This is a genomic window from Rhizobium sp. SRDI969, assembly GCF_025152725.1.
GTDB lineage: Bacteria > Pseudomonadota > Alphaproteobacteria > Rhizobiales > Rhizobiaceae > Rhizobium > Rhizobium leguminosarum_I.
Map to the genome: position 1 here is coordinate 4,443,369 of NZ_CP104035.1, position 23,073 is coordinate 4,466,441.

General features: G+C 60.6%; 24 protein-coding genes. 15 read left to right on the top strand and 9 right to left on the bottom strand.

Going from position 1 to position 23,073, the window contains the following annotated elements:
• Positions 1-181 precede the first annotated feature (181 nt).
• From modA to modC, 3 genes are all read left to right on the top strand, one after another.
• Positions 182-973 (top strand): molybdate ABC transporter substrate-binding protein, encoded by a 792-nt coding sequence (modA, locus tag N2A41_RS21950; protein ID WP_170260818.1) that lies wholly within the window; start codon positions 182-184, stop codon positions 971-973.
• Between the two features lie 266 nt (positions 974-1,239).
• Positions 1,240-1,941 (top strand): molybdate ABC transporter permease subunit, encoded by a 702-nt coding sequence (gene modB / locus N2A41_RS21955; protein ID WP_260109712.1) that lies wholly within the window; start codon positions 1,240-1,242, stop codon positions 1,939-1,941.
• Positions 1,938-3,005, top strand: a complete 1,068-nt coding sequence (gene modC / locus N2A41_RS21960) for a molybdenum ABC transporter ATP-binding protein (RefSeq protein ID WP_162114995.1) — start codon at positions 1,938-1,940, stop codon at positions 3,003-3,005. The genes modB and modC overlap by 4 nt, the downstream gene beginning before the upstream one ends.
• Here modC and N2A41_RS21965 read toward each other — a convergent pair whose 3' ends face one another.
• Complete coding sequence (locus N2A41_RS21965) at positions 3,006-3,383, bottom strand: winged helix-turn-helix domain-containing protein (protein WP_162114994.1); 378 nt, start codon at positions 3,381-3,383, stop codon at positions 3,006-3,008.
• Positions 3,384-3,592: 209 nt separating this feature from the next.
• On the opposite strand from N2A41_RS21965, the gene rsfS reads away from it, so the two are divergent.
• From rsfS to N2A41_RS21995, 6 genes are all read left to right on the top strand, one after another.
• Positions 3,593-4,036, top strand: coding sequence for a ribosome silencing factor (gene rsfS / locus N2A41_RS21970; RefSeq protein WP_003589592.1), 444 nt, complete (start codon positions 3,593-3,595; stop codon positions 4,034-4,036).
• 118 nt (positions 4,037-4,154) lie between these two features.
• Positions 4,155-4,637, top strand: coding sequence for a 23S rRNA (pseudouridine(1915)-N(3))-methyltransferase RlmH (rlmH, locus tag N2A41_RS21975; protein WP_011654027.1), 483 nt, complete (start codon positions 4,155-4,157; stop codon positions 4,635-4,637).
• 188 nt (positions 4,638-4,825) lie between these two features.
• Positions 4,826-6,226 (top strand): murein hydrolase activator EnvC family protein, encoded by a 1,401-nt coding sequence (locus N2A41_RS21980; RefSeq protein WP_260109713.1) that lies wholly within the window; start codon positions 4,826-4,828, stop codon positions 6,224-6,226.
• A complete protein-coding gene (locus N2A41_RS21985) occupies positions 6,216-7,538 on the top strand; it encodes a S41 family peptidase (protein WP_017966053.1) in 1,323 nt (440 codons plus the stop codon). Before N2A41_RS21980 ends, N2A41_RS21985 begins: the two co-directional genes overlap by 11 nt.
• 77 nt (positions 7,539-7,615) lie before the next feature.
• Positions 7,616-8,812 (top strand): divergent polysaccharide deacetylase family protein, encoded by a 1,197-nt coding sequence (locus tag N2A41_RS21990; RefSeq protein ID WP_260109714.1) that lies wholly within the window; start codon positions 7,616-7,618, stop codon positions 8,810-8,812.
• Positions 8,813-8,849: 37 nt separating this feature from the next.
• Entirely contained in the window at positions 8,850-9,383 is a 534-nt protein-coding gene (locus N2A41_RS21995) for an RNA pyrophosphohydrolase (protein WP_162114990.1), read from the top strand.
• Positions 9,384-9,470: 87 nt separating this feature from the next.
• On the opposite strand, the gene bfr is transcribed toward N2A41_RS21995, so the two are convergent.
• The 5 genes from bfr to N2A41_RS22020 all read right to left on the bottom strand — a co-directional run bounded on the left by bfr (position 9,471) and on the right by N2A41_RS22020 (position 16,306).
• Entirely contained in the window at positions 9,471-9,956 is a 486-nt protein-coding gene (gene bfr / locus N2A41_RS22000; protein ID WP_017966050.1) for a bacterioferritin, read from the bottom strand.
• Positions 9,922-10,320 carry a (2Fe-2S)-binding protein gene (locus tag N2A41_RS22005; protein ID WP_017966049.1) on the bottom strand — a complete coding sequence of 133 codons (399 nt, stop codon included), beginning with the start codon at positions 10,318-10,320 and terminating at the stop codon, positions 9,922-9,924. Before N2A41_RS22005 ends, bfr begins: the two co-directional genes overlap by 35 nt.
• Positions 10,321-10,444: 124 nt before the next feature.
• Positions 10,445-13,909 (bottom strand): error-prone DNA polymerase, encoded by a 3,465-nt coding sequence (locus tag N2A41_RS22010; RefSeq protein ID WP_260109715.1) that lies wholly within the window; start codon positions 13,907-13,909, stop codon positions 10,445-10,447.
• The gene (locus N2A41_RS22015) at positions 13,906-15,321 is read right to left on the bottom strand and encodes a Y-family DNA polymerase (RefSeq protein WP_260111085.1); all 1,416 of its coding nucleotides are present in this window, start codon (positions 15,319-15,321) and stop codon (positions 13,906-13,908) included. Before N2A41_RS22015 ends, N2A41_RS22010 begins: the two co-directional genes overlap by 4 nt.
• A 40-nt stretch (positions 15,322-15,361) precedes the next feature.
• Positions 15,362-16,306, bottom strand: a complete 945-nt coding sequence (locus N2A41_RS22020) for an ImuA family protein (RefSeq protein WP_260109716.1) — start codon at positions 16,304-16,306, stop codon at positions 15,362-15,364.
• Between the two features lie 161 nt (positions 16,307-16,467).
• Here N2A41_RS22020 and N2A41_RS22025 point away from each other — a divergent pair, with 161 nt between their 5' ends.
• Positions 16,468-16,905 (top strand): metallopeptidase family protein, encoded by a 438-nt coding sequence (locus N2A41_RS22025; protein ID WP_003589582.1) that lies wholly within the window; start codon positions 16,468-16,470, stop codon positions 16,903-16,905.
• A 103-nt stretch (positions 16,906-17,008) separates the two neighbouring features.
• Here N2A41_RS22025 and N2A41_RS22030 read toward each other — a convergent pair whose 3' ends face one another.
• The gene (locus N2A41_RS22030) at positions 17,009-17,215 is read right to left on the bottom strand and encodes a DUF1737 domain-containing protein (protein ID WP_017966045.1); all 207 of its coding nucleotides are present in this window, start codon (positions 17,213-17,215) and stop codon (positions 17,009-17,011) included.
• Entirely contained in the window at positions 17,215-18,135 is a 921-nt protein-coding gene (locus N2A41_RS22035) for an HpcH/HpaI aldolase/citrate lyase family protein (protein WP_162114986.1), read from the bottom strand. Before N2A41_RS22035 ends, N2A41_RS22030 begins: the two co-directional genes overlap by 1 nt.
• 138 nt (positions 18,136-18,273) lie before the next feature.
• Here N2A41_RS22035 and N2A41_RS22040 point away from each other — a divergent pair, with 138 nt between their 5' ends.
• The 3 genes from N2A41_RS22040 (at position 18,274) to leuD (ending at position 19,783) form a co-directional block, all read left to right on the top strand.
• Positions 18,274-18,507, top strand: a complete 234-nt coding sequence (locus N2A41_RS22040) for a hypothetical protein (protein WP_162114985.1) — start codon at positions 18,274-18,276, stop codon at positions 18,505-18,507.
• Between the two features lie 110 nt (positions 18,508-18,617).
• On the top strand, positions 18,618-19,040 hold the full coding sequence (locus N2A41_RS22045) for a VOC family protein (protein WP_017966042.1): 423 nt from the start codon (positions 18,618-18,620) through the stop codon (positions 19,038-19,040).
• A 134-nt stretch (positions 19,041-19,174) separates the two neighbouring features.
• Positions 19,175-19,783 carry a 3-isopropylmalate dehydratase small subunit gene (gene leuD, locus N2A41_RS22050; protein ID WP_130675953.1) on the top strand — a complete coding sequence of 203 codons (609 nt, stop codon included), beginning with the start codon at positions 19,175-19,177 and terminating at the stop codon, positions 19,781-19,783.
• Positions 19,784-19,844: 61 nt separating this feature from the next.
• On the opposite strand, the gene N2A41_RS22055 is transcribed toward leuD, so the two are convergent.
• Positions 19,845-20,777 (bottom strand): pyridoxal-phosphate dependent enzyme, encoded by a 933-nt coding sequence (locus N2A41_RS22055; RefSeq protein WP_222384347.1) that lies wholly within the window; start codon positions 20,775-20,777, stop codon positions 19,845-19,847.
• Between the two features lie 171 nt (positions 20,778-20,948).
• On the opposite strand from N2A41_RS22055, the gene leuB reads away from it, so the two are divergent.
• Both leuB and lpxE read left to right on the top strand, forming a co-directional pair.
• Positions 20,949-22,061, top strand: a complete 1,113-nt coding sequence (gene leuB / locus N2A41_RS22060; protein WP_260109717.1) for a 3-isopropylmalate dehydrogenase — start codon at positions 20,949-20,951, stop codon at positions 22,059-22,061.
• 259 nt (positions 22,062-22,320) lie between these two features.
• The gene (gene lpxE, locus N2A41_RS22065) at positions 22,321-23,073 is read left to right on the top strand and encodes a lipid A 1-phosphatase LpxE (RefSeq protein ID WP_222384345.1); all 753 of its coding nucleotides are present in this window, start codon (positions 22,321-22,323) and stop codon (positions 23,071-23,073) included.

Consider the following 23,073-nt stretch of genomic DNA (forward strand, 5'->3'; position numbering starts at 1 on the left):
CCGGGTATTTTCGCGCTGCTGATCTCACTTTCGGCGGAAGCCATGCACCTCACGAATGCGTGAACATTGCGCCGCTGCGAACGCGAGCGTCGATACGGTTATATTTTCCTGGATATATCCCTAGCCAAGACGTCTCGACCGTTATATTCGTCGCAATATTTCGAACTTCGGAGAATGAATTATGCAGAACCGCCGCCGATGGATGAAACTGGCAATCGCCGCGATCTCAGCCCTCTGGCTTGGCGCGACAGCGCTTTCGGCGCCTGCAGCCGCAGCCGAAAAGCTCACCGTCTTTGCTGCGGCGAGTCTCAAGGATGCGCTCGACGCCGCCAATGCCGCCTGGACGAAGGAAAGCGGCAAGGAAGCCGTCGCCTCCTATGCGGCGAGCGGGGCGCTGGCCAAGCAGATCGAAAACGCGGCCCCTGCCGATGTCTTCATCTCGGCCGATCTCGACTGGATGGATTATCTCGCCAAAAAGAGCCTGATCAAGGCCGACACCCGCTCCAACCTGCTCGGCAACAAGATCGTGCTCGTTGCGGAAAAGGACAAGGCAAAACCGGTTGAGATCAAGCAAGGCTTCGATCTCGCCGGGCTTCTGGGCGACGGCAAGCTTGCCATGGGTGAGCCGAAATCGGTTCCGGCCGGCAAATACGGCATGGCCGCGCTCGAAAAGCTCGGCGTCTGGAAATCGGTCGAAACCAAGGTCGCCGGCGCCGAAAGCGTGCGCGCCGCCCTTGCCCTCGTCTCGCGCGGCGAAGCGCCCTTTGGCATCGTCTACCAGACGGATGCCGCAGCCGATAAGGGTGTCGCCATCGTCGGCACATTCCCCGCCGATTCCCACCCGCCGATCATCTATCCGATCGCAATCCTTGCCGAGAGCAAGAACCCGGATGCGACAGCCTATCTCGACTTCCTGAAATCCGACAAGGCCGCCGCCTTCTTCGCGGCGCAGGGTTTTACCGTTCTCAAGTGATTGAGGGGCGAAATGATTGCGGAATCAACAGTGACGGCCTAGCGTGAGGCTGCCCCTCACCCTAACCCTCTCCCCGTAAACGGGGCGAGGGGACGTGCCCTGCGAAAGGTTTGAGAGGAACCGAGAGGGTGCGGCTATTCCCCTTCGCCCCGCAAGCGGGGGTCCGAAGGACGGGTCGAGACCCGTGGCTCGACCCTGGTTGGTGCCGGCAGGCGGATGAGGGGCAGGCACTGGGTGACACCGAATTTCCAGGGAGACAACTGCATTTGGACATCTTCGGCTTGAGCAATGAGGAATGGACGGCGATCCTGCTCAGCCTGCGCGTCTCGATCGTCGCCATGCTGGCGAGCCTGCCCCTCGGCATCCTCGTCGCCTTGTTGCTTGCCCGTGGCCGCTTCTGGGGTAAGTCGATACTGAACGGTGTCGTTCATCTGCCGCTGATCCTGCCTCCGGTCGTCACCGGTTTTCTTCTCCTCATCCTGTTCGGCCGCCGCGGTCCGATCGGCAGCCTGCTCGACCAGTATTTCGGCATCGTCTTGTCTTTCCGCTGGACGGGTGCTGCGCTGGCCTGCGCCGTCATGGCCTTTCCGCTGATGGTGCGCAGCATCCGCCTGTCGATCGAGGCGGTCGACCGCAAGCTGGAAGAGGCGGCCGGAACGCTCGGCGCCGGCCCCGTCTGGATCTTCCTGACGATCACCTTGCCGCTGACCCTGCCCGGCATAATCGTCGGCATGATCCTCTCTTTTGCCAAGGCGATGGGCGAATTCGGCGCGACGATCACCTTCGTTTCCAACATTCCGGGCGAAACCCAGACGCTGTCGTCGGCGATCTACACCTTCACCCAGGTGCCGGGCGGCGATGCCGGCGCGCTCCGCCTGACGCTCGTCGCCGTCGTCATTTCCATGGCCGCCCTGCTCGCCTCCGAATTCCTCGCTCGTCTCGCCGGCCGGAGGATCGACCCGGAATGACGCTGATCGTCGAGGCAAAACAGAGGCTCGGCGCCTTTTCGCTCAATGCCGCCTTTACCTCCGAGCGTGGCGTCACCGCGCTGTTCGGCCGCTCCGGCTCCGGCAAGACCTCGATGATCCGCATCATCGCCGGTCTCGCCCGCCCGGACGAAGGCCGCGTCATCCTCGACGGCGAAGTCTTGACCGAAACCGCAACCGGCATCTTCGTGCCGAGACATCGTCGCCGCTTCGGTTATGTCTTCCAGGAGGCCCGACTTTTCCCGCATCTCAGCATTCGCGCCAATCTCACCTATGGCCGTTGGTTCGCGCCGAGACCGGCACACGGCGAGAGCTTCGATCACATCGTCGACCTGCTCGGCATCGAGACGCTGCTGGAGCGCAGCCCATCAAAACTTTCCGGCGGCGAGAAGCAGCGCGTTGCCATCGGCCGCGCACTTCTCTCCTCGCCCCGCCTGCTGTTGATGGACGAGCCGCTCGCCGCCCTCGATGATGCGCGCAAGGCCGAGATTCTGCCTTATCTGGAACGATTGCGCGACGAGACCGACATACCGATCGTCTATGTCAGCCATTCGATCGCTGAGGTGGCGCGGCTGGCAAACCAGGTCATCGTCATGCGTGACGGCAAGGTGGAAGCGACAGGCCCTGCCATCGACATATTGAGCCGCCCCTCCACCGCCTCCGACCGGCGGGAAGCGGGCGCACTGCTGGAAGGCACGGTCGAAAGCTTCGATGCGCGGCACCGTCTATCGACGGTCGCGCTGAAATCCTGTCAACTCCATATTCCGGGCGCCGCCCTTGCGCCCGGCAAATCGGTTCGCATCCGCATCCCCTCCCGCGATGTCATGCTGGCGACCGCAAGGCCAGAGGGGCTCAGCGCGCTGAATATCCTGGAAGCAAGGATAGACGGGATGTCGTCGACCGAGGACGGAACGGTGGAAATCCGGCTCGATTGCGGCGGCGATATCATTCTTTCCCGGATCACGACATTGTCCTGCGAGCGTCTGGATCTTCGACCGGGAAGGGCGGTCTTCGCCGTCATCAAGACAGTTGCCCTGGAGGCCTGATCAGCCGCGCTCGCCTTGCTGTAGGTTGCGCTTGCCCTCAAGCCATGCGAGATCGTCGGCAAGGCTGGTGCGCATCGTCCTTTCCATCCGGCGGAAACGCTCGAGCAATTCCTCACCGAACGGCGTCAGCGCCGCGCCGCCGCCCTTCTGCCCGCCGCGCTGCGATTCCACCACCTGTTCGTTAAACATCCGGTTCATCTCGCTGACCAGCAGCCATGCCCGCCGATAGGACATGTCCATCGCCCGCCCGGCCGCCGAGATCGATCCGGTCTGGCGGATATGTTCCAGCAGTTCCATCTTGCCATGGCCGAGACGATCCTCATCCGGGAAGCTGATTCGCAGGACGGGCACGAGTGTTTTTGCGGCTGAGTCGGTCATTGAATCGGGAGATCGTGGAATTTGCCGCACTTTACGCTGCGGCATGGAAACTGTACACCGCCCGCACGAGGCCGCCCCGAGCAGCCAAATGCTTCAATTCGAACGGCAGATCGGGTTTTCGGCCGTTCCGTACCTTAGCATGTCTTGAAACATTAATGGTTTGATGCCTATCTTAACCATATCCGGTCGCGATCGAATCTGTGTTGTGCATGGTTTGTCATTCCAGGAAAGGGAAAGCACTGACAACAGTACACGCCAAGGGAAAAACGTTTGCCGTTATCCCGAAGAGTGCGGAACGTGGCGCCGATGCCGCCGCCCGCGCCCTAGAAACCGTCCTCGCCAGCCTCGAGGACTCCAAAGCTGAAGATATCGTTACCATCGACATTGCCGGAAAATCGGCCCTGGGAGACTACATGATCGTCGTCTCCGGCCGCTCGAACAGGCATGTCATGGCGATCTCGGATCACCTGCTCACCGACCTTAAGGACGACGGCCTCGGTACGGCCCGCGTCGAAGGTCAGGAAGGCGGCGATTGGGTCCTGATCGACACCGGTGACATTATCGTGCATGTGTTCCGTCCCGAAATCCGCGAGTTCTACAACATCGAAAAGATGTGGGCGGCTCCGGATATGGATGAAGAAACACGGCACTGACGGGCGAGCCGGCATTCTGTCCGGCGCCTGAGACGTGGCATTGGCTGGCCGGCAAACATCACAAGCCGGCCGCTGGTGCAGTGTGCGCCCGAAGTGTCGCATGAGCGGGAGCCGATGAATGCGAATAGGTCTTTTTGCGGTGGGACGGCTGAAGTCCGGCCCGGAAAAGGATCTTGCCGCCCGTTATTTCGATCGTTTCGCCAAGGCCGGCCCTGCCGTCGGCCTCGAACTGACCCGTGTTGCCGAAGTCGCCGAAAGCCGTGCCTCCAATGCGGAGACCCGCAAGCGCGAAGAGGCGGCGATGCTTCTGAAATCGCTTGCAGATGGCAGTATCCTCATTCTTCTCGATGAACGCGGCAAGGCGCTCGACAGCGAAGCCTTCGCAAACCTGCTCGGCTCCTATCGCGACCAGGGCAAACGCGAACTGACCATCGCGATCGGCGGCGCCGACGGACTCGATCCCTCCCTGTACGATCGTGCCGACGCCACGCTGTGCCTTGGCAAGATGACCTGGCCGCACCAACTCGTGCGCACGCTGATCGCCGAACAGCTCTATCGCGCCGTTACCATCCTGTCCGGCCACCCCTATCACCGCGTCTGATGCCGTGTCGGCCTGATTCGTCGGCCCGATACCCCGGCAATGCGTCGGAATGTCACGCAGCCGTGTTTGCCTGGCCACCCGTTCTCCTTCGAACTTTCTGGCAAAGTGCACCAAATCAGCTTAGTCTCCGCGCGATTTGAGAAAGTGCCCCAACACGCATGACGAGAGCATCCATCAGGCGACACCGCATGATCCTACCGGCTATCGCGGCCGGCGCCGCTGTGGCGGTGATCGTCGTGTCGGCAGATCCGTTCATCGTCCGGGCGCAAGATGCCGCGCCCGAGGCGACACAATCTGCACCGCAGCCGGCAGCCGGGCTGGCGCCACCCGATCCAGCCGCCGAACTTGCCGCCAAACGTGATCAGACTCGTGCCGAACTCGAAACCCTGTCGAAGACGATCAGCCTCTCCACCGACAAGGTGAGCGCGCTTCAGCAGAGCATCGCCGATCTCGAAAAGAGCACGGAAAGCATCCGCCAGGCACTGATCGATTCCGCCGCCCGCCGCAAGGCACTCGAAAAGCAGCTCCTCGAAAGCGAGAACAAGCTTGCCGATCTCGGTGTCAAGGAGGACGGCATCCGCCATTCCCTGCACGAGCGGCGCGGTCTGCTGGCCGAGGTGCTGGCAGCGCTCCAGCGCATGGGCCGCAACCCGCCGCCCGCTTTGCTTGTCACCCCCGACGATGCGCTTGCCTCCGTGCGCAGCGCCATTCTGCTCGGCGCCGTCGTGCCCGGCATTCGCAAGGAGACCGACAAGCTTGCTGCAGACCTCGCAAACCTCGCCGCATTGCAGACCGCAAGCGCTGCCGAGAAGACCTCGCTGACAGCGACGATGACCAACGGCATCGAGGAAGAGCGGCGCATGGATCTGCTGCTTGCCGAAAACGACAAGCTCAGCCGCAGCAACGCCGCCGAACTCGAGACCGAACGGAAACGCTCGGAGGAATTGGCAGGCAAGGCGACGAGCCTCGAAGGCCTCGTCGCCTCGATGGAATCAGAGATCGCTTCAGTGCGGGATGCCGCCGCTGCCGCCCGCCAGGCGGAGGAGAACCGCAAGCTGCTGACGGACGAGCAGCGCGCCCAGGCCAAGGCACTCGCCGACAGCGGCGTGCCCGATAAAAACCGCATTGCGCCCGCATATCCCTTCGGAGAATTGAAGGCGAAATTGGAGGTGCCCGTTACGGGCGATATCCTGCGCCAGTTCGGCGATGCCGACGGCACCGGGCATGAAGCCATGGGAATGACGGTCGCCACCAATCCAGAAACGGTGGTGACGGCGCCTGCGGATGGTCTGGTGGTTTTCGCCGGCGCATTCCGCAGTTACGGCCAGATGATCATCCTCGACGCGGGCGATGGATACCACCTGGTTCTCTCGGGAATGGATACGATCAATACCCGTCAGGGAAAATTCGTTTTCTCCGGTGAGCCACTTGCGGTGATGGGCGCGAAAAGAGTGGCAAGCGCAACTGCATTGGCGCTGGAAACGAACCGGCCAACGCTTTACATTGAATTTCGAAAGGACGGTAAACCGGTCGATTCCCGGCCGTGGTGGACCGCCAAAGACACTGGAAAGGCACGCAATGATTCGTAGGGCTTCTCTTGTTCTGGTCGGCGCATTGATGGGTGCGACCGCAATGAGCGTCATTTACTCGGCGGGTGTGCCGGCAGAAGCGGCCGGATCCTCGACTTACAAGGAACTTTCGGTTTTCGGAGATGTCTTCGAACGTGTGCGTGCGCAATATGTGACGCCGCCTGCGGAAGACAAGCTGATCGAGAACGCCATCAACGGCATGCTCTCCTCGCTCGACCCGCATTCGAGCTACATGAATTCGAAGGACGCCGAGGACATGCGCACCCAGACCAAGGGTGAGTTCGGCGGCCTCGGCATCGAAGTCACGATGGAAGACGAACTCGTCAAGGTCATCACCCCGATCGACGACACGCCCGCCGCCAAGGCCGGCGTTCTTGCCGGCGACTATATCTCCGAAATCGACGGCCAGTCCGTGCGCGGCCTGAAGCTGGAAGACGCCGTCGAGAAGATGCGTGGCGCCGTCAACACGCCGATCAAGCTGACGCTGATCCGCAAGGGTGCCGACAAGCCGATCGAGCTGACGATCGTCCGTGACGTCGTTGCCGTCCAGGCAGTCAAGTCGCGTGTCGAGGACGATGTCGGTTATCTCCGCATCATCTCCTTCACCGAGAAGACCTATCCTGACATGGAAAAGGCGATCAAGAAGATCAAGGAAACCGTTCCGGCCGACAAGCTGAAGGGTTATGTTCTCGACCTGCGCCTCAATCCGGGCGGTTTGCTCGACCAGGCGATCAACGTCTCCGATGCCCTGCTGCAGCGCGGCGAAGTTGTTTCGACCCGTGGCCGCAACCCGGATGAAACCCGCCGCTTCAATGCCGGCCCGGGCGACCTGACGGATGGCAAGCCGGTGATTGTGCTGATCAACGGCGGTTCGGCTTCCGCATCGGAAATCGTCGCCGGCGCTCTTCAGGATCTGCGCCGTGCCACCGTTCTCGGCACGCGCTCCTTCGGCAAGGGTTCCGTCCAGACGATCATCCCGCTCGGCGAAAACGGCGCGCTGCGCCTGACCACGGCGCTCTATTACACGCCGTCGGGCCGCTCGATCCAGGGTACCGGCATCACTCCCGACATCAAGGTCGAGGAGCCGCTGCCGCAGGAACTGCAGGGCAAGATGGTGACCGAAGGTGAATCCAGCCTGCGCGGCCACATCAAGGGCCAGAGCGAAACCGACGAAGGTTCGGGCTCCATTGCCTACGTACCGCCGGATCCGAAGGACGACGTTCAGCTGAACTACGCGCTCGACCTTCTGCGCGGCAAGAAGACCGATCCGGCCTTCCCGCCGAACCCAGATAAGGCCGTCGTCGCCAAGTAATCGATCGTCTCAAGGCCGGGCACCTCGCCCGGCCTTGAGCCTTTCTGCTGTTTCCCGGTTTTGGAGCGGGCGAAAAATTGGGAACGGACCTGCATACGCCTCTGGGCCGCAACCGCAAAACCGGCCGCAAGCGTCCGGGTGTTCTGCGCCTGGGCCGCATCGCCGCCAGTCTTTGCCTTTTCGCCATAGGCGGCTTTTCCCTCTATACGGCGTTTCGCGGCAATGAGCTCGAACGCATCAAACCACCGGCGGCCGAACAAGCCGCAACGCCCCCTTCCAATAGCCCTCAGCCGCCGATGGCCACCGCGGACAAAGCGGGCGACGGTATGCCCCGCGCCGACCCGCGCTCGGGAGCCAATGTCGAGCAGATGGTCACGGGCGACGGCTCGGTTGTCACCAAATTCAGCCCCCGCCCGCGCGACGGCGGCGGGCCGGTGCTGGTCGACGCCATGCAGATCGGCCAGGATCCGCGCATCGCGGCCCAGCCCAATGAAGCACTGCTCGAAGAGACGCCTTTTGGCAGGCTGCCGATCGTCGGCCCCGATGGCCGGCGGCCGATGGATCAATATGCGCGTCCCTCGTCCGGCGCGCGCGGCGTCCGTATCGCCATCGTCGTCAGTGGCCTCGGGCTCAGCCAGACCGGAACGCAGCGCGCCATCGCGCAGCTGCCGGAGGAGATCACCTTCGCTTTTGCCGCAAGCGGCAACAGCCTGCAGCGCTGGATGCAGGAAGCCCGCCGCGGCGGTCACGAGATCCTTCTGCAGGTGCCGCTCGAACCCTTTGATTATCCGGCAAACGATCCGGGCCCCGAAACGCTGTTGACTACGAAATCGGCCGCCCGCAACATCGAAAACCTGCACAAGGCGATGGGTGAGATCACCAATTATACCGGCGTCATGAATTATCTCGGCGGCCGTTTCCTGTCTGATCCCGCCGCCATGGAACCTGTCATGCGAGACATCGGCAAGCGCGGGTTGCTGTTTCTCGACGACGGCACCTCGGCGCAGTCGAAGACGGCGGCGATCGCCAAGGGAACCGAACTGCCCTATGCCTTCGCCGACCTGCAGCTCGACGGCCAGCTTGATATCAACGCCGTCCTGAAGAAGCTCGACGAGCTCGAGCGCATCGCTCGCAAGAATGGCCAGGCGATCGGCATCGCCTCGGCTTTCGATGAGAGCGTTGACGCCATCGCCAAATGGAGCGAGGAGGCGGCGATGCGCGGCGTCGAGATCGTCGGCGTTGCCGCCCTTTCCAACGACCCCCGGAATCCTTGAGAGCATCCCTGAGAAGAATCCCAAAACGGAGAAGAAGATGAACCAGGCGAGCGTGAAAGCCGAGGATCTGCCCTACCGCCCCTGCGTCGGGGTGATGATCCTGAACCGCGATGGCCTCGTCTGGGCCGGGCGGCGCATCCCCGATGGCAATTCCGAATATGACGGCTCGCCGCAGCTCTGGCAGATGCCGCAGGGGGGCATCGACAAGGGCGAAGATCCATTGGACGCTGCCTACCGCGAGCTTTACGAAGAGACCGGCATGAGGACGGTGACCCTGCTTGCCGAAGCGAGAGACTGGATCAATTATGATCTGCCGCCGGCACTGATCGGCATCGGGCTCAGGGGGAAATTCCGCGGCCAGACGCAGCGCTGGTTCGCCTTCCGCTTCGACGGCGACGACAGCGAGATCGCCATCAACCCGCCGCCTGGCGGCCACGAACCGGAATTCGATGCTTGGGAATGGAAGCCGATGCAGCAACTGCCGGGGCTGATCGTGCCCTTCAAGCGCGCCGTCTACGACCAGGTGGTGGCCGAGTTCCAGCATTTGGAAACACTTCAATCGGAAGACTGATCACGGCGGGATGACTGCCGCCGTTTGCGCTCGGCGGCGGGAATAGGATCTCCGGCCGCCATGAGCGGCCGGCATCCCGTTCGAACCTTATTCGGCTTCATTGGCGGAATCGGCGTTGAGCTGGCCGTATTTGCTCTCGCCGATTTTCTCGAGCAGGTCGATCTGTGTTTCGAGGAAATCGATATGACCTTCCTCGTCGGCCAGCAACTCCTCGAAAAGTTTCATGGAAACGTAGTCGCCGGCGTCATGACAGATATCGCGCGACTTCTTGTAGGCTGTGCGGGCGTCGTACTCGCCGGCAAGATCGGCTTCCAGAACTTCCTTGACGTTCTGGCCGATGCGTAGAGGTGCAAGGGTCTGCAGATTGGGATGGCCTTCAAGGAAGATGATGCGGGCGACAAGCCTATCGGCGTGATGCATCTCTTCGATGGATTCGGCGCGCTCCTTCTTGGCGAGCTTGGTGTAACCCCAGTCCTCAAGAAGACGATAGTGAACCCAATATTGGTTGACTGCCCCGAGCTCGAGGAACAACGCCTCGTTAAGCCGCTCGATGACCTTTTTGTCGCCTTTCAATGTCCGCTCTCCTGTTTTCCTCATGGAATTGTTTCAAGCGGGACATGAAATCAAATATTTCGGTCTCCGTCGAGTGACGACGGGCGTGATATTCCTCGGTCGTCTGGATAATGATGTCGACGACGTTGGGAAAACAGCCGCAGCAGCGGCCGCGTTTTTCCATGGCGTGGTAGACCTTCGCAGGCACAATAAGCTGCCAACAATCTTCATCGAGAAGGTTGGTGATAACCTCCCGGATTTCCTTATCGGTTATATAATTGCAGCTGCAGACAAGCACGTCTTCATTCCAAACATGACACTGACTATCGTGTTTTCTGCTAAAGAAGATGGTGACTGTCAAGAAAAAATTTGAGTCGCGGGTCATTCAGTCGGGCGGCCGAAGGGCGCTCCGGAGGCGGACAGCTTTTGAAGAATTGGCCTGAAATCCGAATTTCTATCTAGATCAAAGGTATACAGCACAACGTCGTCCGAAAGCGCGTGGCGTTTTTTTAATGGAAATTCCGTCCCCGCGGCATGACTTGGGCTGTTTCCGCCACAACCGCATGGCCGCTTGCGGCAGCCATCCGCTTTTCCAGCTCCGCCCTCTCTCGTACCTGCGCGAGCTTTCTCTGCCGCTGATCGACACCCGGCCTCAGTACCTCGTCCGATCGCTCGCAGACGCCGAAACGCCGGGCCTCGCGTTGCAGGATACCGAGCGCCGGCGTCATGTCCTCGATATGCTCGACAACGGTATGGATCACCCCGCTCTGGCTTTGCAGCCTGCCGCGGATTTTCACCAGCCGGGCACCCATGACGATCGCCCGGTATTTATCGAATACTTTGCTCCAGACGATGGCATTGGCGACCCCGGTTTCGTCCTCCAGCGTCATGAAGATCACCCCTTTGGCCGAACCTGGACGCTGCCGCACCAGCACCAATCCAGCAACTGTCACCCTCTTTCCGTTCGGTACTGTCAGAAGATCGACATTGCGCGTGATGCCCATTTCCTGAAGTTCCTCCCGCAGGAAGGAAACCGGATGCGCCTTGAGCGACAGGGAGAGATAACGGTAATCCTCGATCACCTGTTCGCCCGGCAGCATGTCCGGCAGCTTCGTCGCAGGCTCGGCCTGGAGGTCGACATGACGGACCTGCTCGAAAAGCGGCAGCTCCTCGGTCGCGCTTTTCACATCCAGCGCCCGCACCGCCCAAAGCGCGTCGCGTCGTGACAGTTTGAGGGACTGGAACGCATCGGCATCCGCCAGTCGCTCGATGACGGATTTTTGCAGGCCGGACCGCAGCCAGAGATCGCGCACCGAACTGTAGCCTTTGCCTCGATTGTCGACGAGCTGTTTCATATCGTCTGTCGAGAGACCCTTGATCTGCCGGAAGCCCAGCCGCACCGCATGCCGGGTCTTGATGATCTCGCGCATCTTGTCATGCCGGAAATCGATGGCATTCCGATCGAAGGCAGCCTCTTCCAGACCGCACTCCCAGTTCGATGCATTGATGTCGACCGGCAGGATCTTTACCCCGTGCTCGCGTGCATCCCGCACCAGCTGCGCCGGCGCATAAAAGCCCATCGGTTGGGAATTCAGCATCGCCGCGCAGAAGACGTCGGGATAATAGGCCTTGAGCCATGAGGAGGCATAGACGAGCAGCGCAAAGGAGGCGGCATGGCTTTCCGGAAAACCGTATTCACCGAAGCCTTTGATCTGGTTGAAACACTGTTGCGCGAACTCCGGATCATAGTCCTTTGCGACCATTCCCTCGATGAACCGCTTTTCGAAGTTACCGATCGTACCCGTTCTTTTGAATGTCGCCATCGCTCTGCGAAGCTTGTCGGCTTCCGCCGGTTTGAAGCCTGCGGCGGTAATGGCGATCTGCATGGCCTGTTCCTGGAACAAGGGCACGCCGAGGGTTCTTTCCAGAACCGTTTTCAGCTCCTTGCTCGGATATTTGATCGGAATGTTCCTGGCCCGCTGCTCCCGGCGTTTCAGATAGGGATGCACCATGTCGCCCTGGATCGGACCTGGCCGAACGATCGCCACCTCGATGACGAGATCGTAGAACACCTTCGGCTTAAGACGCGGCAGCATGCTCATCTGCGCCCGGCTTTCGATCTGGAAGACGCCGAGCGTGTCGGCTCGGCCCATCATCTCGTAGACCGGCTCACCTTCGTCCCCGTGCTCCTTGTGGCCAAGGTCTGCGAGCGTCTTCTTCACATCGTAATGCAGCTCCAGCAGCGAAAAGGCCTTCCGCAGGCAGGTCAACATGCCGAGCGCCAGCACATCCACCTTGAGGATCTTGACGTTGTCGAGGTCGTCCTTGTCCCATTCGATCATGTAGCGATCCGGCATCGCCGTCTTCATGATCGGCACCACCTCGTCGAGCCGGTCCCGCGTAATGACGAAGCCGCCGACATGCTGGGTGAGGTGGCGCGGGAACCCGAGAAGCTCGGAGGCATATTTCAGCACGTTCTGCGTCACCGGATCCTTGACGTCGAGACCCGCCGCCTTGGCGTCGCGTTCGGAGAGATTGTCCTCCGACCACCCCCAGACGAGACTACTGATCGCCGACTGGACATCCTCCGACAGCCCGAAGGCCTTGGCGACTTCGCGGCCGGCCGAACGGGTGCGGTAGGTGGTCACTCCCGCCGTCAGCCCGGCATGTTCTCTTTTGTAGTTTTTGTAGATGAACTGGATGACCTCTTCGCGTCGGTCATGCTCGAAATCGACATCGATATCCGGCGGTTCGTCGCGATCCATCGAAATGAAGCGATCGAACAGCAGCGTGCTCTTTTCGGGATCGACCTCCGTTATCTCAAGACAATAGCAGATGACCGAATTTGCCGCCGATCCGCGCCCTTGGCACAAGACCTTGAGTTCATAGCGGGCGTGCTGGATGATCCGGTGCACCGTCAGGAAATAAGAGGCGTAATTCTTATCACTGATAAGCTTCAGTTCGTAATCGATCTGCTTTGCAACTTTCTCAGGAATGCCATCAGGATAACGTTTTGTCGCTCCTGCTCTCGTCAGCCTTTCGAGAGTTTCCTGCGGTGTTTCGCCGGGATCGTTTTCAGGCGGATAATTATGCTCCAGTTCCTTCAGCGAAAAGGTCAGCCTGTCGAAAAAAGCCCGCGTGTTCTCGACCGCACCGGGATAGTCCCGGAAGATCCGGGCCATTTCACGTGAATCCTTGAGATAGCGTTCGGCATTCGGCGCCAGCAGGAATCCGGCTTGCGCTATCTGCACATGCTCCCGGATCGCGATCACGACATCCGAAAGCGGCCGGCGTTCGGGATGGTGGTAAAGTGGTTGGTTGGTCGCAATCAGCGGCACGCGATTTCCGGCAGCAAGCATGGCAATCACCGCAAAGACTTGCCTGTCTCGACCGTCATAGGCTGGCGCCAGCGCCATAAAAAAAGCCTTGCGGAAGCGTCTGCGAAACCGTTCCAGATAATCTTCCAGCGTCGACTGACCCGCCTGATGACCGACAAGGGTGCGATCGGGAACGAGGGCAAGCATCATCTCGTCCCCCCATTCCATGAGCTCCGCTTCCGTCAGAATGCAGCTTCCCTTGATCGCTTCCTCCTTCAGATTGCCGGCGCTGAGAAGGCGGCAAAGATTGGCCCAGCCGCGCCGGCTGCGGGGATAGGCGAGGATATCAGGCGTTCCGTCGGAAAAGACGAGACGGGCGCCCGGTTGAACCCGGATAGGATCGAGGATGACCTCCATTTTTCCTTCCTTCTCAGCCTGGGCCAGAATCTCATTCCTGTTTTTGTATCTCTCCTCAAGCTGCTCCGCCTGGGCATGCGCCCGCACGACGCCTGCAACCGAATTCCGGTCCGCAATCCCGAGGCCGCCGAGTTTCAGGTAAGAGGCCTGCACGACCATCTCTTCCGGGCTGGAGGCGCCTTCAAGAAACGAGAAATTTGTCCTTGTGCCGATCTCAAAGAATGCGCGCGTGGTTGTCATGCGAACACACCATGCATGAACCAGCGAGGATCAAGCTCCTGACCATAGAAGCCCCGCCGATAGATCCAGAAGCGATGTCCGGTCTCATCCTCGATGCGGAAATAGTCACGCGCCTCGGCGTCATTTCCATCGATCCACCATTCCATGGCAATCCGTTCCGGCCCTTCGCTTCTTGCCACCTGATGCTGCATACGCCGCCAGCGAAAGATCTGCGGCGGACCGTCGGGGACTTCGGCAAGTATGGTCTCGACGGGCTCCGGCGTTGCAAACAGCCGCAGCGGGCGCTCTTCGCGGAAAGGAAGCTGGATGTCCTGCTCCGCCTTCCGCCTGGGAAGGCTCTCCATCACAGGAACCGTGATGACGGCGCGTTCCGGAACATGGCTCTCGCGAAGCTGGAAGCTTTGCAGGCAATCCGCACCCAGCCGGGCCGAGACCCGGTCGACGAAGGTCGAAAGCGACATCTCTCCCTGTCGGTCGCCCTCGAAATCACCCTGCGCCTCGTTGAAGGGATCATGCCGCAACACATTCAACCGCAGGATCTCGAAGCCATAGCCGGCATCGAGATCATCATAGACCGCCTGCAATCGCTCGGAAAAAAGTCCGGCGATGAACTTTGGTTCGCGAAGCGGCTGCGAAGCGCCGACGGAGATGCGAAAGACCCTGCCGTCGACGCGGAACAGGACCAGTTCGAACACCCGCCCGCCAGCTCCCCGCGCCTCCAGCGACGGCTGCAGCAATAGGGCGACCTGCCTGGTGACGGCAAGGATCTGCTCTTCCGTCCCGATGGGCTCGATCAGGCGGCTTTCGGCCGAGAGGCTGGCAACAGGACGCCGGGGCGAGACCGGCTCCTCTTCACGTCCCAGCGCCTGGTCGAGACGCAGAAGCAGCTCCGGGCCGAACCGGCGGGTCAGCGGCGCGCGCGGTGCATCGATGATGTCGCCGATATATTTCAGACCGAGCTTGTTCAGGGCAGCGACGGTTTGTCCTTCCAGCCGCAAGGCTGCGACCGGCAAGGACATCAGCACATGTTCCGCCTCCTCGTCCCCGATCACGCCGCCTTGCCCGAAGCGGGACGCAGCCCAGGAAAGGCCTGATGACGATGAGACCGCGCCGCGGGCATCGAATCCCATATGGAAAAGCCGCGACAGCACATCCTTGAGAAGCGCCTTTTCACCGCCGAAGAGATGGGCGCAGCCGCTAATGTCGAGAAACAGACCGTCCTTGCCGTCGAACGCCACCAGCGGCGTATAGCGGTCGCACCAGTCGGCAATTGCCTCCAGCAACCGGCGGTCGGCCGCCGGATCCTCTTCCGCCACCTCGAGCATGGGGTACATGGCGCGCGCTTCGGCAACGCCCAGCTCCTTCCTCAGCCCCAACCTTTCGGCCAACTCGTCCAGTGCCGTCAGCCGCATGGCATTGTTGAGCTTGCCGGAACAGACGATAGGCGGCGTTTCAGGACGCCCTTTCGAACGCCAGGAGAGCCCCCATCGCTTGCGGGCGATCCGGTCCGTTGGCAGATGCGGGAAGCTGAGCGCCAGAATGCGCTGACTGTTCGCCTGGAGGACGAACGAGGTTTGGTTCGGCGACAGGGAGAAATTGGCGGTCATGGGGGTTCCACTCCAGAAGAAAGGAGAGCGGGGCCGGATTGCGGCTCTTCTCCAGCGTAAGACGGAAAATCGGATTGCCGATGCTGCCGGAAAGTTTCGATCCATCCGGCAACGGCCGCAGACCGGACGGGGCCGGCTCAATATGCAGACGGAAGGCCGCACTGCTTGCCTCCTCTGATCCGGCCTGGCGGACAAGGAATAGCGGACGGCGGACAGCATGCGTCCTGAGACTGAGCCTGCGGCTTTCGGTCAGGCCGAAATGGGCGGGATTGCCTCGCACTTCGAAGATGACGGCCGAGAAGGCAGCGCTTTCCACCGCCACCTCCGCCAGCCAGAGTGCCTCGTCCAGCTTGCGCGGCGCGGCATGGAGAAACCGCTCCGGGCTTAACCCGAAATCCCGAAGCCCTGGTGCATAGGGACGACCGGCCTCCAGCGTGCCGACGGCATCGCCGATCCAGAGCAACGGCATAAGCCTGCCGGCATCCGCTTCCTGTTTCTGCAGCCGCGCGGCAACAGCCATCGCCAGCCCGCTTGCCGCACCGGCATCGCGAGACAGAGCCGAGCGGAATTCGGTGATCGCATCGAGCGGCAACCCGCCTTCCAGCGCGCTGTCGAGAAATTCAACCCCAAACGCCAAGGGCGGCAGAATGCGTCTCCTGGGTGTCTGACCTCCTGCCGCCAAGGCTTCCTGCTCCGCCGCGGCAAGCGCCGGCGCGAGCCTTCCCTCCAGTCTGGCGATGGTTTCGCGGAGCGCAAAAAGCCGCTCGCGCGCCAGGGCGTGCTGCGCCATGGCGTTCTCCAATTCGTCTTGTTCCTGTTATGTTCTTATAGATTCCAGAGAGCTAATGAAGAGTCAACGGCCATTTTCTATGAATTTATTCCTGCCTTTGATTCCGCACTCGAAAATCGGCGATAAAGGTTCTATATGGGCCCGCAAAGGAAGGAATATTCATGGCCCGCATAGACCAGAGCGATGATTGGCGGGACCGCCATGCGCCGACGATCAGCACCTTCGAGTCGCTGGCGATGGAGGCCTATAGCCATTTGCCGGATGAATTTCGCCAGCTGACGACCAACCTCACGATCGAGATTGAAGATTTCCCCGATGACGACGTTTTCGAGGACATGGCGCTGGAAACCCCTTTCGATCTGCTCGGCCTTTTCGAGGGCAGGGGCATTTCCGAACGTTTCACGCTGGAGACCGGCGAGATGCCGAACCGCATCCGCCTCTACCGCCGCCCCATCCTCGACTACTGGGCTGAGAACGACGAGACGCTCGGCGATATCATCACCCACGTCCTGATCCACGAGATCGGTCACCATTTCGGCCTAAGCGACGATGACATGGAGCGGATCGAGGCAAGCGCCGAGGAAGCCGCCGAACGATAGAGCGCCGCGCGTCCAAGGACGCGCTAAGGACGCTCTATCACTTTCAATCACGCATAATCCTTTCCGAAAATCGATTACAATTTCGGGGTTATGCGCTAAAACCTCACTGCTCTGAGAGCTTCATCTCAGGATCGTAATCCTTGCCTTCGACATGCTTGACGACGGCCTGGCCGCATTGCATCGCGCCGGTCGCGGCATTGAAAGCATAGGTCGGCGAGCCCTCCAGCGACCAGCCCTTGTTGAGGACGGCGGTGACCTTGTGGCAAAAGGAAGCATCGTCGGGACCGGTCAGGAAGCGGTAAAGTTTCATTACATCATCTTTCGTGCTGCAATCTGGCGGGCTGCGATCAGGCGGGCTTTATGGACCAGACTTTCCGCTTGGGCAAGATGCAGCCGCTCGATCATCCGCCCGCCTGCATTGATGACGTTCAGCCCATCGGAAGCGGGGTCGGCAAAGGCTGATATGATCGCCTCCGCTTCTGCAATCGCCGCCGGATCGGGGCCGAAATGGCGGTTGGCGGGCTCGATCTGCGCCGGATGGATCAGCATCTTGCCGGCAAAACCCATGGCCCGGCTCTGCAGGCATTCGGCATCGAAACCCTGTTCATCCCTGAAATCGTTGAAGACGCTGTCGATCGCATCGAGCCCGTAGGCGCTGACCGCAAGGACGACCTGCATCAGCCACGGCACGAGATAGCTCCTCCCCGGTTGTGGAAGCACACCGGTTTCCTTGCGTAGGTCGTTGAGCCCGACGACGAGACAATCGAGCCGCGAGCCCGGGGTGCGTCCGGCTTCGGCGATAACAGCCGCATTCAGGATGCCACGCGGTGTCTCGATCATCGCCCAGATGCGCAGATCTTCCGGTGCTTCGGCCTCGGAGAGAAGGTCACTGAGCGCCATGACATCCTGCGGTTCGTCGACCTTCGGCAGCAGCACGGCGTCGGGATTGAGCGCGATCACCAGTTCCATGTCCGCCAGACCGAAATTGGTCGACAGGTCATTGATGCGGATGATCCGCTCCTTGCCTTCGAGCGGCCGAGCCGAAAAGAAATTCCTCAGATTTTCCCGCGCTTCCGCCTTTCTTTCCGGCGCCACGGAATCCTCGAGATCGAAGATCACGGCATCGCAATCGACCGCATGGGTCTTTTCGAGGGCGCGGGGATTGATGGCAGGCGCACTCAACACCGAACGGCGCAGGCGGGCGGAGCGGGTCGTGGGATTTCGGCTCATGGCGAATTAGTGCCAAGCTTTGAAAGCCGAAGCAAGCAGCCCACCCCAGAACATCGAGCAGAACAACAAAAAGCCATGCTTGCCTTGCAGAGAGGAAAGAGAAGGACCACATTCCTTTCCGAAGAAAGGTCTCTAACCATGCAGAACATTCGCTCCATCTTCCTCATGCTTGCCGGCGCCACCGTTTTCGTGGCTATGCTGCTTCTCACCTTTTCGGTGACGCTCGCCGTCGGCGGCATCCTGACCGTGCTCATGGTCGGACGTGCGCTTTCGATGAAGATGAAGCCCGCTCCGGTTCGCGCCAAGGCAAATAACGGCCATCGCGAAATGCGGGTGTGGAACGACGGCCGCGGCACGATCATCGATCTCTGATCATCTTTTCGCTGAAAATTTGGCCGACACTGTCGCATCGCGCGTCCATGTTACGTCTTTGAAGCAGCCGGGCATTCAGCCGGCGCTTCGGAAACGAATGGAGGACAAGCATGGATACGACGACAGAGAGCAACCCGACCAAGATGCCACCGGTCAAGAATGGCCTGCTGCCCTATCTGACGATCGACGGCGCAGTGAAAGCTGCGGAATTCTACAAGAAGGCCTTCGGCGCCGAAGAGGCCTATCTCGTGCCGGTCGACGAGAGCGGCCGAACGATGCATGTGCATCTTTACATCAACGGCAGCTCCCTCATGCTGTCGGATGCCTATCCCGAATACGGTCATCCCTTCAAAGGCCATGAAGGCTTCGCCATTCAGCTGGTGGTCGACGATATCGATTTCTGGTGGAACCGTGCCGTGGCTGCCGGCGCCGAAATCGTCATGCCGGTCGAACTGATGTTCTGGGGCGACCGCTACGGCCAGCTTCGTGATCCGTTCGGCGTCCTCTGGGGCCTGAACGCGCCGTCCAAATAAGGGACAGCCTCAATCGGCGGACCGCGCGAAACGTCGCGTGGCCGCCGTCTGTGAAAAGATTCTCCTTCATTTCGGCGAAAAACTGGACTAGATGCAAATTCAGAAAGTAGATTTGCTGAAATGGAGCATGGATCATGGATAAATTCGTGAAGCTCACGGGCGTTGCAGCGCCGCTGCCGGTCGTCAACGTCGACACCGACATGATCATTCCGAAGGATTATCTGAAGACGATCAAGCGCACCGGCCTCGGCACCGGCCTCTTCGCGGAAGCCCGCTACAACGAGGACGGCTCAGAAAACCCGGATTTCGTGCTGAACAAGCCGGCCTATCGCGATGCCAAGATCCTCGTTGCCGGCGATAATTTCGGCTGCGGCTCCTCGCGCGAGCACGCCCCCTGGGCGCTTCTCGATTTCGGCATCCGCTGCGTGATCTCGACCAGCTTCGCCGACATCTTCTACAACAACTGTTTCAAGAACGGCATTCTGCCGATCAAGGTCAGCCAGGAAGATCTCGACAAGCTGATGGACGACGCCTCGCGCGGCTCCAACGCCATCCTCACCGTCGACCTCGAAAACCTCGAGATCACCGGTCCCGATGGTGGCTTGATCAAGTTCGATCTCGACGAATTCAAGCGCCACTGCCTGCTGAACGGTCTCGACGATATCGGCCTGACGCTGGAAAAAGGCAAGGCGATCGACAACTTCGAAAAGAAGAATGCCGCTTCGCACCCCTGGGCAGCCTGAGCCCAATCCAATCGATTACCGATCAAGCCGGGCATTTGCCCGGCTTTTTCTTTGGTGTGGGTCAAAGAAATTTTTCTTTCCAGCCCCTGAGTTTTTCGAGCGACACACCGATGCCGCCGCAGACTTCGATAAGCGGATGGTCGAAGCGCTGAAGCAGTCCGGCATGCACATCGGCAACGGCAAGGGCCGCGCCGCAAGCCGGCTCGACCAGAATGCGCTGCGCATCGGCAAATTTCAGGCAGGCGGCAACGGCATCGGCGTCGCTGACGACAACACTTTCAATCGGATGCTGCTTCGGCAGGTCGAAGACATGCTGCGCCACTTGCCGCGCGCCGAGCGAATTGGCAATCGAAGTAATGGCGGAAAGGGTGATGCGCTCATTCGCCCTGAGACTGGCGTTCAGCGAAGCCGCCCCTTCCGTTTCGACGGCGATAACAGGCACATCGAAAAGCCCGTTTCGCTTCAAGCCCTCGACAATGCCGGCAAGCAGCCCGCCACCGCCGACGCTGGTGACGACGCAATCGAATTTTGCCCCCTTCGCCACCACCTCGTCGATCAGCGTGGCATGGCCATCCCACAGAAGCGGATGGTCGAAGGGGTGCACATAGGTTGCCTTGCGGCTTCGGGCGAGTTCGACTGCATGGGCATTGGCCTCGTCGAAAACCGAACCATGAACGAGGACATTGGCGCCCGTTGCGGCAATCGTCTGGCGGACATCGGCCGCCGTCGTCTCCGGCACGACGATCGTGACCGGCACACCGAGCGCCCGGCCGGCATAAGCCGCCGCAATGCCGGCATTACCGCCAGAAGCACAGAAGATCTCGCGCGCGCCATTTTCCACCTCGTACTGGCAAAGTCGGCCGACGCCGCGCAGCTTGAAGCTGCCGGAAGGCTGCAGCGCATCAAGCTTCAGCCAGAGCGGTTTGCCGCTGGCGCTATGGCCAGGTGCTGTCTGAACCAAGGGCGTGTCGAGATGGAGAGGTACGAAAGGCATGGGGAACCATCCAGGGAAATAAAGCTAGGAGCTACCTTTCTAATCCGTTTGCGGGCGCAGGAGCAATCATCGCTGCTCAGAGCGATGCGTACCGATTCACCGCTTCTGTCGCTTGAAATGCCCATTTACGGGGTCTAAGAAACCGCAACTTGTTTTTCCCAGGAGGGTTTCATGACAGCGCGCAATCTTTTCCTGCTGCCGGGTGACGGCATCGGTCCCGAGGCCATGGGCGAGGTTCGCAAGATCATCGCCTATATGAACGAGGCGATGAATGCCGGTTTCGTCACCGACGAAGGCCTTGTCGGCGGCTGCGCCTATGATGCGCATGGTGCGGCGATCTCGGAAGCCGACATGCGGAAGGCGCTTGCCTCCGATGCCGTTCTCTTCGGCGCCGTCGGCGGCCCGAAATGGGATAGCGTGCCTTACGAAGTGCGCCCGGAAGCTGGCCTGCTGCGCCTGCGCAAGGATCTGCAACTCTTCGCGAACCTGCGCCCCGCCATCTGCTATCCGGCCCTTGCTGCGGCCTCGTCGCTGAAGCCGGAACTGGTCGAAGGCTTGGATATCCTGATCATCCGCGAGCTGACCGGCGGCGTCTATTTCGGCGAGCCGAAGGAGATCATCGACCTCGGCAACGGCCAGAAGCGCGGCATCGACACGCAGGTTTACGATACCTACGAGATCGAGCGCATCGCCGGCGTCGCCTTCGAAATGGCCCGCACGCGGCAGAATCGCGTCTGCTCCATGGAAAAGCGCAACGTCATGAAGTCGGGCGTGCTCTGGAACCAGGTGGTGACCGAGACGCATAAGGCAAAATATTCTGACGTCCAGCTCGAACACATGCTGGCCGATGCCGGCGGCATGCAGCTGGTGCGCCAGCCCAAGCAGTTCGACGTGATCGTCACCGACAACCTCTTCGGTGACATGCTCTCAGACGTCGCCGCCATGCTGACCGGCTCGCTCGGCATGCTGCCGTCGGCCTCGCTCGGCGCGCCTGACGGCAAGACCGGCAAGCGCAAGGCGCTCTACGAGCCGGTGCATGGCTCGGCCCCCGACATTGCCGGCAAGGGCATCGCCAATCCGATCGCCATGATCGCCTCATTCGCCATGTGCCTGCGTTACTCCTTCAATCTGGTGAAGGAAGCCGACGATCTGGAAAAGGCGATCGCCAACGTGCTCGACAAGGGCATCCGCACTGGCGACATCATGGCCGACGGCGCAAGACAGGTCGGCACCGTCGAGATGGGCGATACGATCCTCGCCGAATTCAAGACGCTTTCTGCCTGATATTTCACGTGAAACAGTTCCGGCCCTTCGCAGCATTCTTGCGGAGGGCTTTTTTCTCAAGGCCGCGAACCGCATCGGCTTGGTCGAATTATCCCAAACCGACTATCCTCGGCCACAATCTCGTGTATTTTTGCGCCGGATTTTAACGGGCGCATAATCCATTGGAAGCGATCTTCCAATGGATTATGCGCCAACTCAAAATAATAGAGCGTCCTTAGCGCGTCGTGGCACTTTAGGGCAAATTTGAACGGACGACGGAATGCGGGCATTTTGGGCTTCCCTGAACAGGCGCTGGCGCCGGAATGGCGCTGGCATGCCGCCTTTGCGCTGGCAGGCCTGCCTCTTCGTCACACTCAATGCCGTGATCCTTTCCATGCTGCTCTTCGACGCGCCGATCGGCGCCAGCGAGGCTCCTGCACCGGTGAAGCACCTCGGCGAGATGCTGACCGGCTTCGGTGATTCCGCCTGGCTGATCTACATCAGCATCCTGCTGTTCTTTCAGGGACGGGCAGGCTACAAGCTTGTCAAGACGGCGCGCTCCAAGGCGCAGGCGCTCTATATCAGCTGGATCGGCGCCTATCTCTTCACCACGGTCGTCTTCTCAGGCCTGCTCGCCAATCTGCTGAAGCGGGCGATCGGCAGGGCGCGTCCCGATCATTTCCACGACTACGGCATCTTTTCCTTCACGCCCTTCTCAGGCCATGCCGCTTTCGAAAGTTTCCCGTCCGGCCATTCCACCACGGTCGGCGCCTTCTTCGCCGCCTTCGCACTGCTGTTTCCGCGCTATCGCGTTGCCTTCATCGTCTGCGCGATCTGGCTCGGCATGACACGTGTCATGGTCGGCGCCCACTATCCGAGCGACGTCATCGCCGGCCTTGCCTTCGGCGCCTGGTTCTCGCTGCTGACGGCGATCGTCTTTGCGCGCTGTGGCCTGCTCTTCAAGCTGGCGCCGGATGGCTGGCCGCTCGCCAAGCGCTTGTTCCCCGACGCGAAAAAACCCGGCGCCTTGTGA

What these genes read in the sequence shown, in the direction of transcription:
- leuD (WP_130675953.1), top strand. Translation starts at nt 19,175, where the DNA reads ATGGATAAATTCGTGAAGCTCACGGGCGTTGCAGCGCCGCTGCCGGTC.
- modC (WP_162114995.1), top strand. Translation starts at nt 1,938, where the DNA reads ATGACGCTGATCGTCGAGGCAAAACAGAGGCTCGGCGCCTTTTCGCTC.
- N2A41_RS22020 (WP_260109716.1), bottom strand. Translation starts at nt 16,306, where the DNA reads ATGGCGCAGCACGCCCTGGCGCGCGAGCGGCTTTTTGCGCTCCGCGAA.
- N2A41_RS21995 (WP_162114990.1), top strand. Translation starts at nt 8,850, where the DNA reads ATGAACCAGGCGAGCGTGAAAGCCGAGGATCTGCCCTACCGCCCCTGC.
- N2A41_RS21965 (WP_162114994.1), bottom strand. Translation starts at nt 3,383, where the DNA reads ATGACCGACTCAGCCGCAAAAACACTCGTGCCCGTCCTGCGAATCAGC.
- N2A41_RS21980 (WP_260109713.1), top strand. Translation starts at nt 4,826, where the DNA reads ATGATCCTACCGGCTATCGCGGCCGGCGCCGCTGTGGCGGTGATCGTC.
- modA (WP_170260818.1), top strand. Translation starts at nt 182, where the DNA reads ATGCAGAACCGCCGCCGATGGATGAAACTGGCAATCGCCGCGATCTCA.
- leuB (WP_260109717.1), top strand. Translation starts at nt 20,949, where the DNA reads ATGACAGCGCGCAATCTTTTCCTGCTGCCGGGTGACGGCATCGGTCCC.
- N2A41_RS22005 (WP_017966049.1), bottom strand. Translation starts at nt 10,320, where the DNA reads ATGACCCGCGACTCAAATTTTTTCTTGACAGTCACCATCTTCTTTAGC.
- N2A41_RS21985 (WP_017966053.1), top strand. Translation starts at nt 6,216, where the DNA reads ATGATTCGTAGGGCTTCTCTTGTTCTGGTCGGCGCATTGATGGGTGCG.
- rlmH (WP_011654027.1), top strand. Translation starts at nt 4,155, where the DNA reads ATGCGAATAGGTCTTTTTGCGGTGGGACGGCTGAAGTCCGGCCCGGAA.
- N2A41_RS22030 (WP_017966045.1), bottom strand. Translation starts at nt 17,215, where the DNA reads ATGAAACTTTACCGCTTCCTGACCGGTCCCGACGATGCTTCCTTTTGC.
- N2A41_RS22015 (WP_260111085.1), bottom strand. Translation starts at nt 15,321, where the DNA reads ATGCGGCTGACGGCACTGGACGAGTTGGCCGAAAGGTTGGGGCTGAGG.
- N2A41_RS22025 (WP_003589582.1), top strand. Translation starts at nt 16,468, where the DNA reads ATGGCCCGCATAGACCAGAGCGATGATTGGCGGGACCGCCATGCGCCG.
- lpxE (WP_222384345.1), top strand. Translation starts at nt 22,321, where the DNA reads ATGCGGGCATTTTGGGCTTCCCTGAACAGGCGCTGGCGCCGGAATGGC.
- N2A41_RS22035 (WP_162114986.1), bottom strand. Translation starts at nt 18,135, where the DNA reads ATGAGCCGAAATCCCACGACCCGCTCCGCCCGCCTGCGCCGTTCGGTG.
- N2A41_RS22045 (WP_017966042.1), top strand. Translation starts at nt 18,618, where the DNA reads ATGGATACGACGACAGAGAGCAACCCGACCAAGATGCCACCGGTCAAG.
- rsfS (WP_003589592.1), top strand. Translation starts at nt 3,593, where the DNA reads ATGGTTTGTCATTCCAGGAAAGGGAAAGCACTGACAACAGTACACGCC.
- N2A41_RS22010 (WP_260109715.1), bottom strand. Translation starts at nt 13,909, where the DNA reads ATGACAACCACGCGCGCATTCTTTGAGATCGGCACAAGGACAAATTTC.
- N2A41_RS22040 (WP_162114985.1), top strand. Translation starts at nt 18,274, where the DNA reads ATGCAGAACATTCGCTCCATCTTCCTCATGCTTGCCGGCGCCACCGTT.
- N2A41_RS22055 (WP_222384347.1), bottom strand. Translation starts at nt 20,777, where the DNA reads ATGCCTTTCGTACCTCTCCATCTCGACACGCCCTTGGTTCAGACAGCA.